Source organism: Chloroflexota bacterium (genome assembly GCA_026713825.1).
In the GTDB taxonomy this organism is placed as follows: domain Bacteria; phylum Chloroflexota; class Dehalococcoidia; order Lucifugimonadales; family UBA1127; genus UBA1127.
Window position 1 is genome coordinate 23,303 of the sequence record JAPONS010000017.1, and the last position, 10,147, is coordinate 33,449.

The following is a 10,147-nucleotide window of genomic DNA, read 5'->3' on the forward strand; positions in this document are numbered from 1 at the left end:
GGTTCCAGTGAAGGGGCAGCCGGCCCCAAAAAAGTAAATTACTTGACTTATAGCTGGAATGCGACACATTCCCTACAAAACAAAGGCGAAACAACCTCGGCCGCAACTACGGGCAAAATGAGGACAAATCCAAACGAATGGCAGGCGCTCATATCCCCACGCATGGCGCACAGTCGGACCAGCCCCCTACCCCACCACCCCCGCCGCCGCATGCGTCCCGGCAATCCGCCCGAAGACCCCACCCCCCAACTCCTTCACCCCCAGCGTCATTCCTGCGAAGCTTGCCCCGTACCCCGATACGGGGGCAGGAATCCAGAGGGGCCGAGGGCCGGGGGCGCCTCCTCCACCACCGCCCATAGCCGCCGCACCAACCCTGCCCACCCCTCTTGACAAGAACATATATTCTAAATACCCTTCTCTCATCACAGAGGGAGGGGCCCATGTCCCATCATGCCAAGTACATGGACACACAGTGCCGCACCGCGCTCAACCGCGTCCGCGGCATGGGGTTCCGTTGGTCGCTCAACCCCTACCGCGGCTGCGTCCACGGCTGCCACTACTGCTTCGCCCGCCGCTACAACGCCTTCAACGACCTCAATCCCTCCGACGACTTCTCCGGCCTCGTCTTCGTCAAATCCAACATCGTCGACGTCCTCCGCGCCGAGCTCTCCCGCCCCTCGTGGCCCCGCGATGTCGTCGCCATCGGCACCGCCACTGACCCCTACCAGCCCATCGAGGGCGCCCGCCGCCTCACCCGCGGCTGCCTCGAGGCCCTCGCCGAGCGTCGCACCCCGCTCCAGCTCGTCACCAAGGGCACCCTCGTGCAGCGCGACGTCGATGTCCTCGCAGACGCCTGCCGTCGCGCGGGCGCGTCCGTCTCCTTCAGCATCACCACCCTCGACCCGGACCTCTGGCGCGATCTCGAACCCGGCACCCCGCCTCCGTGGAAGCGCCTGCAGGTGATGGAGCGGCTCGTCGCCGCAGGCGTTCGCGCCGGCGTCCTCCTCGCCCCCGTCGTGCCCGGCGTCACTGACAGCCATGAGAGCCTCGCCGCCGTCGTAGAGGCCGCCGCCGCTCACGGTGCCCACTTCCTCCACCCCAACGTCCTCCACCTCCAACCCGGCACGCGGGAACACTTCATGGACTACCTCTCCCGGCGCAACCCCAGGCTGCACTACGCCTACCAGCGCCTCTACACCGAGCCCTTCGCGCCCAACGCCCTCCGCCGCGATGTCGAAGGCCGCGTGTCGGAGCTCATGGACACCCACGGCCTCCGGCAGCGCCGCCACGATTGGTGGCAGCCCCCGCAGCCGGCACGGCAGCTCGCCCTCGCCGGCGTATAGCGCCCAACCCGGCCGTCTCAACGAGAGATCGCCCACCTGTGATACCCTGAAGATGGGGCAGGCTTCACAGGGGACGGCATGGAAGGCCGCACATTCAACAACGGGACCTTGGGGCGGTGCGTGGTGGCATCGACGCTCTTGACCGCTCTGCTGCTTCTCGCGGCCCTCGCGGCGTGCCGGTCCCAGCCGCCCCAGCCCGCGCCCGGCGCCGCCCCGTCACCCACCGCGGTGCCCGCTCCCAACCCGGACCGCGAGACGCCCGTACCCGCCGAAGCGCCGGCCCTCGCCCTCAAGCCGTCCCTGTCGCCGACGGCCCCCGCCGCCGGGCAGCCGCCAACGTTGGTCGCGCCCGCGCATTTCGCTCCCCCGCCGCCCAGTGACCTCATTGCCCTCGCCCGCCGCTTCCGTCCCGGCCAGGACGCCCGCCTCGCCGTCGCCCCCGTCCTCGGCCCGGCCGACGTCGGCCGCGTAGAGGACTTCTGGGTCGTAGACCTCGCCCGCCAGCGCATAGAGAAGGTGCGGGCAACCCTCCGGCTCGTGACGCCCCACGCCCTCTGGTACACCGCCGCCGGCGTGAACGCCGATAGCGCCCAGCTCGAAGAGTTGGCCGCCCAGTTCGAGGAGCGCGTCTACCCCTCCGTCTCGCAGGCCACCCTCGGCCGCGTCCCGGAGCGGTCAACCGAGGGCTTCGGCGCCCCGGCCGCCATGCTCATCACCCCCCTCAGCGGCGCGGCCGGCTACTTCTCCTCCGGCGACTACTACACCCCGGGCGTCTTCCCCTACAGCAACGGCCGTCCCATGCTCTACCTGGACGCCCGCGTCGTCCGTGCTGGCCCCGGCGCCTTCCGCAGCCTCACCGGCCACGAGTACCAGCACCTGCTCCACCACCTCGCTGACCCCACGGAGCACACCTGGGTGAATGAGGGCATCTCGGAGGTCACCGCCGGCCTCGTCGCCCGCGGGCGCGCCGTCACGCCGCCCGGCTTCCGGGATGAGGTTTCCCTCACCAACTGGCCTCGCTTCGGCAGCGGCGTCGGCAGGCACTACAACGCCGCCCACCTCTTCTTCATCTACTTCACCCAGCGCTACGGCATAGACGCCCTCGCCCCCCTCGTCGCCCGCCCGGAGGACGGCGCCGCCGGCATCAAGGCCTACCTCCGCGAAGCCGGCCACGACGTGACTTTCGCCCAGCTCTTCATGGACTGGTCGACCGCCAACCTCCTCGGCGAACGCGCCCCCATGCCCTACGGCTACGCCGACGACTCCCCCCTGTCGCTCCTGTCCCCGCCGCGCGCCCTCTCCCCGGATCAGCGCCTCAGCGGCAGCGTCGCCCCCTTCGCCACCGGCTACGTCCGCCTCGACGTCCCCGCGTCCGGCGGCCTGCTGCGCTTCTCCGGCGACCCCACCGCCGCCATCCTCGACACGTCGCCCTACAGCGGCCAAGCCTGCTGGTGGAGCAACCGCGGCGACTCCTCCCACTCGCGCCTCACCCACGAGTTCGACCTGTCGCAGGTATCCTCCGCCGCGCTGACCTTCCGCATGTGGCACAACCTGGAGGAGCTGTGGGACTACCTCTACGTGACTGCATCCGCCGACGGCGGCGAGACCTGGCGCGTCCTCCCCGGCACGCACACCGTCACAGACGACCCCATCGGTGCGACGTACGGCCCCGGCATCACCGGCCAGAGCCAGGGCTGGGTGGTGGAGCGCGTGGACCTCACCCCCTTCACCGGCGCAAGCGTCCTCGTCTCCTTTGAGCAGGTGCTGGACGCCGCCATCAGCCTCGACGGCGCATGCATTGACGACATCGCCGTCCCGGAGATCGGCTTCTTCGACGACGCCGAGACCGGCGGCGACTGGTCGGCCGACGGCTTTGTGCGCACCGGCAACGTCCTTCCCCAACGCTTCGGCGTCCGCCTCGTCATCGACCGCGGCGAGGGCAACGTCACCGTCACTGACGTGCCTCTGGACGCCATGAACGCCGGTAGTCTGCCCATCCCTGCCCTCGCCCCTGGCGAGTCCGCCACCGTCCTCGTGGCCTCGCTCACGCCCCACACCCGCCTGCCCGCGGACTACGAGCTGCGCCTTGTGACACAACCGTCATAGCCCCGTTCACACACTGCTGATATAATGCGGTCATTCATTGGGCCGCTGTGCATTCGTAGTCGCCGTGCGGGTGTTGAGGGGGAGGATATGGCACAGAGTCCTGTCAGATTGACAGAGCTTGCCCACTGCGCCGGCTGAGCCGCCAAGTTCAGCCCGGAGGATCTGGGCCAAATTCTCAGTCAACTGCCCCGCATGACCGACGCCGACCTTCTCGTCGGCACCGAGACCGGGGACGATGCCGCTGTGTACCGCATCTCCGACGACCTGGCCATCATCCAGACCGTGGACTTCTTCCCGCCAATCGTCGATGACCCCTACGCCTACGGCGCAATTGCCGCGGCCAACTCGCTCTCAGACGTGTACGCCATGAACGGCATGCCCATCATCGCATTGAACATCGTCGGCTTCCCCGTTTCCCTCGACAAGCAGATCCTGACCACGGTGTTGAAGGGTGGTTATGACAAGGCCGCGGAGGCCCATGTGCTCATCGCCGGCGGTCACACGGTCGACGATGCCGAGCCCAAGTACGGGCTCGCCGTTACCGGCATCGTCCGCCCCGGCGACCACATCACCAACGCCGCGGCTCGTCCCGGCGACGTCCTCGTGCTCACCAAGCCCATCGGTACCGGCATCATCACCACCGGCGCCAAGGCTGGAGTGACCCCTGCGAGCGTCCTTGACGAGGCCGTCAAGCACATGGCGGCCCTGAACGCCAACGCCGCCGAGTCGATGCGTCCCGCCGGCGTCAACGCCTGCACGGACATCACCGGTTTCGGCCTGCTCGGCCACCTGCGCGGCATGGTCGCGGCGAGCGGAGTGGCTGCGAAGCTCTCCCTCGGCGCCGTCCCCGTGATGGACGGCGCGTGGGACCTGTTGGAGCAGGACATTGTGCCGGGCGGCACCCGCCGCAACCTGGAGTCAATGGCAAGCACAGTCCGCTGGGATGAGGGAATATCGGACGCGGCCAAGCTGCTGCTCTGCGACGCCCAGACCTCCGGCGGCCTGCTCATGTCCTTGCCCCGGCAGCGCGCGCCCGGGTTGATCGACTCCCTGAAGTCCCACGGCGCCATGGGCTACCGCATCGGCGAGATAGTCAAGTCCCGCGACACCTACATAGAGGTGACCTCGTAGGTCGGCCCCCGGCCGGATAGGTCGGCCCCCGGCCGGATAGGTCGGCCCCGACCGCATAGGTCGGCCCCGACCGGGTAGGTCGGACAGTGACCGCTTGGCCACGCTCTAGCGCCGCGCCCTCACGACGAGCGCCGGATGCCCCGAGTGCCTCGCCAGCCGGTCAGTCACGCTGCCCATCACCGCTCGGCCCACCCCGCTCCGGCCATGCGTGCACGCGAGGATCATGCTGTCCGGCGTCGTCCTCGCCAGATCCTCTATCTGCTCCGCCGCAATGCCGCGGACCACCGTTGTGTGTACGTCTGCGGCGCCGGTCTTCCGCAGGTTCTCGGCTTTCTCTCCAAGGTACGCCGCCGCTTCGCCTTCCTCCCGCGTCGCCTCGCTGACGCCCGACGCCGCCAGTTCATTCACGTTCAGTGAGGACCTGCCCGGTTCGTCCAGCACCCGCGTCAGGAGCACGCTCGCCCCGGTCGCCGTCGCGACCCCGCCCGCGATAGGCAACACAGCCTCGGCAAGGTCGGAACCGTCCAGCGGCACAATGAGCGTCCCCACCTTGGCGACACTGTCCACGGCCGGCCCTCCCCGCTCGGGATGCACCACCAGCAGCGGCGTCAATGTCGTGTGCAGCACCCGGTCCGTGACGCTTCCCATGACCCACCGGCCCAGCCCGGCGCGTCCCCGCGTCGACATGGCGATGAGCGTGTCTTCATCCTTCTCGGCTTCCGCCACAATCTGTGTCGCCGGATGCCCGTAGCGGACTAGGATCCTCGTCTCCACACCCAAACCGCTCAGACCCTCGGCAATCCTTGAGAGATAGGCTTCAGAAAGGTGTTGCAGCCGCACGTTCAATGGCTCAAGCGCCGCCGTGATCGACGCCTGCTCCGTGTCCTCCAGTTGCTCAAGTTCGTACCTCGCCTCCGTGTGCATCCGCAGCAAGTCCACCCGCGCGCCGAGTGCCGGAGCCAGCGCGCGCACGTACGGCAGAATGCCCTCGGAAAGCTGCGATCCGTCCAGCGGGGTCAAGATTCGCTTGAACATCCAACTCCTCCCCAGCCCAAGTCCTCAATCTCGCAAGAGAAAAGACGCCTTCCACTGGCGCCTGCCGTTTCGCCCCTTCCGTCATCTGCCTGTGTCTGGGGCAGCCCCCAACCATGTGGAAGGCGCCCGTCCCACAAGAGCATGCCGCCATTACGGTCATGCCTTTTCTGGACAATGGGATTTATACCGCCGCTGAACGGCGTTGTCTAGGGGTGAAACAGGCCGGGAGCCCGCCGCACTAGTGCGGCGCACGCACAATGAGCGCCGGATGCCCTGAGTGCCTCGCCAGCCGGTCCGTCACGCTGCCCAGCACCGTCCGGCCCACGCCGCTGCGCCCGTGCGTGCACGCGATGATCATGCTGTCCGGCGTCGCCCGCGCAAGCTCCTCTATCTCCGCCGCCGCCGTTCCCCGTGTCACGCTGGTGCGCACGTTCTGCACCCCAAGCCGCCTGATCTCAGCCGCCCGCGCTCCCAGGTACTCCTCCGCCTGGTCCTCCATCTGGCTGACGATCCCGACGCCCAACGCCCCGACGCTGTCCTGATCGGGGTAGTAGCCGGAGGGCACGCCCACCGTCTCCGCCAGCAGGACGCCGGCGCCCGTCGCCTTTGCAACCTCTGCCGCGACCGGCAGCACCGTCTCCGCCAGGTCCGACTCGTCGAGCGGCACAATGAGCGTCCGGATGTCCGCCGTGCTGTCGACCGACGGCGCCCCGCGCTCCGGGTGTACCACCAGCAGCGGCGCATTCGTCGTGTGGAGCACCCGGTCTGTCACGCTGCCCATGATCCAGCGTCCCAAACCCGTGCGCCCGTGCGTTGACATGGCGATCAGCGTGTCTTCCACCTCCTCCGCCTCGGCGACGATAATGTCGGCGGCGGGCCCTGACCGCACCATCAGGTACGTCGGCACGCCAAGTGGTTTCAGCGAGCCCGCAATCCGATCGAGGTAGTTCTCCACCTGGTTGTGCAGCCGTCTCGCAATCGGCTCCAGCGCCGTCATGACCGACGCGCTGTCGAGGTCATCTGAGGGCGTAAGTTCATACGCCAGGTCCTGGTACGTTCTCAGCAGGTCCACCCTCGCGCCAAGGGCGGGCGCCAGTGCTCGGATGTACGGCAGGATGCCCTCGGAAAGCGTGGAACCGTCCAGGGGAGTAAGGATGCGCTTGAACATGGATGCCCCTCCCAACACATATACGTCGAAACAGTGCCATTATACAGGACAAGCGGCCTCCATAGCTGCGCCCCAAACTACGCCCTTCATCCATGCCCGGACCCGGCGCTTCTCCGGCGTCCCGGCCCGCATTCCCCAGCCGCGCAGTGCTACAATGCTGAGAGGCCACAATTCACCTGCACAGGCGGCGCCTGCCGGAGGACAAGCGGTTCTATGACGCTGGAACACATCATCGTAAAGGGGGCGCGGGAGCACAACCTCAAGAACATTGACGTGATGATTCCCCGCAACAAGCTCGTCGTGGTCACCGGCGTCTCCGGTTCCGGCAAGAGCTCCCTCGCCTTCGACACCATCTACGCCGAGGGCCAGAGGCGTTATGTCGAATCCCTCTCCGCATCCGCCCGCCAGTTCCTCGGCCGCATGGAAAAACCCGACGTCGACTACATCGAGGGCCTCTCCCCCGCCATCTCCATCGACCAGAAGGGCGTCTCCCACAACCCCCGCTCCACCGTCGGCACCGTCACCGAGGTCTACGACTACCTCCGCCTGCTCTTCGCCCGCGTGGGGGTGCCCCACTGCCCCCAGTGCGGCCGCGCCGTCGTCCGGCAGTCCGTCCAGCAGATCGCCGACGCCGTCTTCGATCTCCCCCGCGAGAGCCGCATCATGCTCATGGCCCCCGTCGTCCGCGACCGCAAGGGCGAGTACAAGGACGTCTTTGAGGACGCCCGCAAGAAGGGCTTCGTCCGCGTCCAGGTCGACGGCCAGGTCCGCGACCTGTCGGACACCATCACCCTCGACAAGAACTACCGCCACACCATCCAGGTCGTCGTCGACCGCCTCGTCATCAACGATGACCTTGAGCAGTCCCGCGTCCACGAGTCCCTCGAGACCGCCATGCGCCTCGCCGAGGGCATGGTCACCGTCGCCATCCTCCCTGACGCCCCTTCCCCCCTCGCGGGGGAGGGCGGGGATGGGGGGGCCGTTCGCCCTGAGGGAAATCGAAGGGCCAACCGTCGCCGAGGCCCGCAGACCAGCGGCAACCAGGAGATCATCTTCTCTGAGCAGTTTGCCTGCCCCTACTGCCAGATCAGCTTCGGCGAGATCGAGCCCCGCACCTTCAGCTTCAACAACCCCAACGGCGCGTGCCCGGAATGCACCGGCCTCGGCTTCCGCCTGGAGGTGGACCCGGAGCTCGTCGTGCCCAACCCGGCGCTCTCCCTCGACGAGGGCGCAATCTCGCCGTGGATGCGGCCGGGCACCGCCCACGGCGTACACGCCAGCATGCTGAACTCGCTCGCTGGCGCCCACAACTTCTCGATGTCGACGCCCTTCCGTGACCTGCCTGAAACCGTGCAGGACCTCCTCCTCCAGGGCGACCGCAACACGAAGTTCACCATGCGCCATCGCACCCACCGCGGCCGCGAGTTCACCTGGCAGACCACCTATGAGGGCGTCATCCCCAACCTCATGCGCCGCTACCGCGACACCGAGTCGGACTACGTGCGCTCCGAGATCCAGCGCTACATGGCCCAGCGCCCGTGCCCCTCGTGCGTCGGGCGGCGCCTGAAGCCCGAGGCCCTCGCCGTCACCGTCTGCGGCAAGGACATCATGCAGGTCTGCTCGCAGAACATCGAGCGCGCGCTCGAGTGGTCAGAGAGCGTCAGGAGCGAAGACCCCAGGCTCATCGAGCAGGACCTCGCCCTCAACGACCGCGACCGCTTCATCGCTCAGCAGATACTCAAGGAGATCGACAACCGGCTGCGCTTCCTGACGGAGATCGGCCTGCACTACCTCACCCTGGAGCGCACCGCCTACACCCTCTCCGGCGGCGAGGCCCAGCGCATCCGCCTCGCGACGCAGATCGGCTCCGGCCTCATGGGCGTCCTCTACGTCTGCGACGAGCCCACCATCGGCCTGCATCCCGCCGACGACTACCGCCTCATCGCCACCCTCAAGCGCCTCCGGGACCTCGGCAACACCGTCCTCCTCGTCGAGCACGACGAGGCCGTCATGCGCGCCGCCGACCACATCGTCGACCTCGGCCCCGGCGCCGGCGAGCACGGCGGCCATATCGTCGCTGAGGGGCCGGTGGACTCCATCTTGCCCAGCGCGGCATCCATTACCGGCGCCTACCTCTCGGGCCGCCGCGAGATCCCCCTGCCTCGCTCTCGGCGCTCAGGCTCCGGCGAGACCATCACCCTCACCGGCGCGCGGGCCAACAACCTGAAGAACGTGGACGTCGAGTTCCCGCTCGGCAAGCTCGTCGTAATCACCGGCGTGTCCGGCTCCGGCAAGAGCACCCTCGTCAACGAGGTCTTGTACAAAAAGCTCGCCCAGACCTTCTACCGCGCCAAGGACCGCCCCGGCCCCCACGACAGCGTCACCGGCCTCGAAGCCATCGACAAGGTCGTCGACATAGACCAGTCGCCCATTGGCCGCACCCCGCGCAGCAATCCGGCCACCTACACCGGCGCATTCACGCCCATCCGCGAGATGTTCGCCAAGCTGCCGGAGGCCCGCACCCGCGGCTACATGCCCGGCCGCTTCTCCTTCAACGTCAAGGGCGGCCGCTGCGAGGCCTGCGAGGGCGGCGGCTACATCCAGATCGAGATGCAGTTCCTCCCCGATGTCACCGTCCCGTGCGAGGTCTGCAACGGCGCACGCTACAACCGTGAGGCGCTGGAGGTGAAGTTCCGCGACAACTCCATCTCTGACGTGCTCAACATGACCGTGGAGGAGGCGTTGGAGCTCTTCCAGAACCTGCCGCGTGTCCGCTCCAAGCTGGAGACCCTCCGCGATGTCGGCCTCGGCTACATCCGCCTCGGCCAGCCCGCCACCACCCTCTCCGGCGGCGAGGCCCAGCGCATCAAGCTCTCCACAGAGCTCTCCAAGCGCGCCACCGGCCGCACCCTCTACATCCTCGATGAGCCCACCACCGGCCTCTCCTTCGAGGACGTTGCCGCCCTCATGCGCGTCCTCCACCGCCTCGTAGAGGCCGGCAACACCGTCATCGTCATCGAGCACCACCTCGACGTCATCAAGAACGCCGATTGGATCATCGACCTCGGCCCCGGCGCCGGCGAGCACGGCGGCGAGGTCATCGCCATCGGCACCCCGGAGGACGTCATGGGCATAGACCGCTCCTACACCGGCGAGTACCTCCGCCCCCTCCTCAACGGCCACGCCCCGGCGGGATCACCGCCCGCCGCCGCGCCGCGCAAGAAGCGCGCCAAGCAACCGGTCGCAGCTACGTAGGGACAACCCTCACGGCCGCCACCCGCCCCCGTTCGTCCTGAGGGAAATCGAAGCCTGTCCTGAGGTTCTCGAAGGGGATGAACGGAAGCCCCCGTCGTTCATCCCCGAC

Annotated in this window: 5 protein-coding genes and 1 pseudogene; 4 read left to right on the forward strand and 2 right to left on the reverse strand. The window is 68.0% G+C overall.

Translation table 11 applies throughout. The features are described 5' to 3' along the window. Window positions 1–440: 440 nt before the first annotated feature. The 3 genes and pseudogenes from OXC99_02480 (at window position 441) to selD (ending at window position 4,580) form a co-directional block, all read left to right on the forward strand. Complete coding sequence (locus OXC99_02480; GenBank protein ID MCY4623860.1) at window positions 441–1,343, forward strand: radical SAM protein; 903 nt, start codon at window positions 441–443, stop codon at window positions 1,341–1,343. A gap of 78 nt (window positions 1,344–1,421) precedes the next feature. After that, window positions 1,422–3,449 (forward strand): immune inhibitor A, encoded by a 2,028-nt coding sequence (locus OXC99_02485; protein MCY4623861.1) that lies wholly within the window; start codon window positions 1,422–1,424, stop codon window positions 3,447–3,449. Window positions 3,450–3,602: 153 nt separating this feature from the next. Next, window positions 3,603–4,580 (forward strand): annotated as a pseudogene (selD, locus tag OXC99_02490) (selenide, water dikinase SelD). A gap of 105 nt (window positions 4,581–4,685) precedes the next feature. On the opposite strand, the gene OXC99_02495 reads toward selD, so the two are convergent. Beyond that, complete coding sequence (locus OXC99_02495) at window positions 4,686–5,615, reverse strand: universal stress protein (protein MCY4623862.1); 930 nt, start codon at window positions 5,613–5,615, stop codon at window positions 4,686–4,688. A 238-nt stretch (window positions 5,616–5,853) separates the two neighbouring features. Beyond that, the gene (locus OXC99_02500) at window positions 5,854–6,783 is read right to left on the reverse strand and encodes a universal stress protein (GenBank protein ID MCY4623863.1); all 930 of its coding nucleotides are present in this window, start codon (window positions 6,781–6,783) and stop codon (window positions 5,854–5,856) included. 213 nt (window positions 6,784–6,996) lie between these two features. Between OXC99_02500 and uvrA the strand changes: the two genes are divergently transcribed. Next, entirely contained in the window at window positions 6,997–10,038 is a 3,042-nt protein-coding gene (uvrA, locus tag OXC99_02505; GenBank protein MCY4623864.1) for an excinuclease ABC subunit UvrA, read from the forward strand. Window positions 10,039–10,147: the final 109 nt, after the last annotated feature.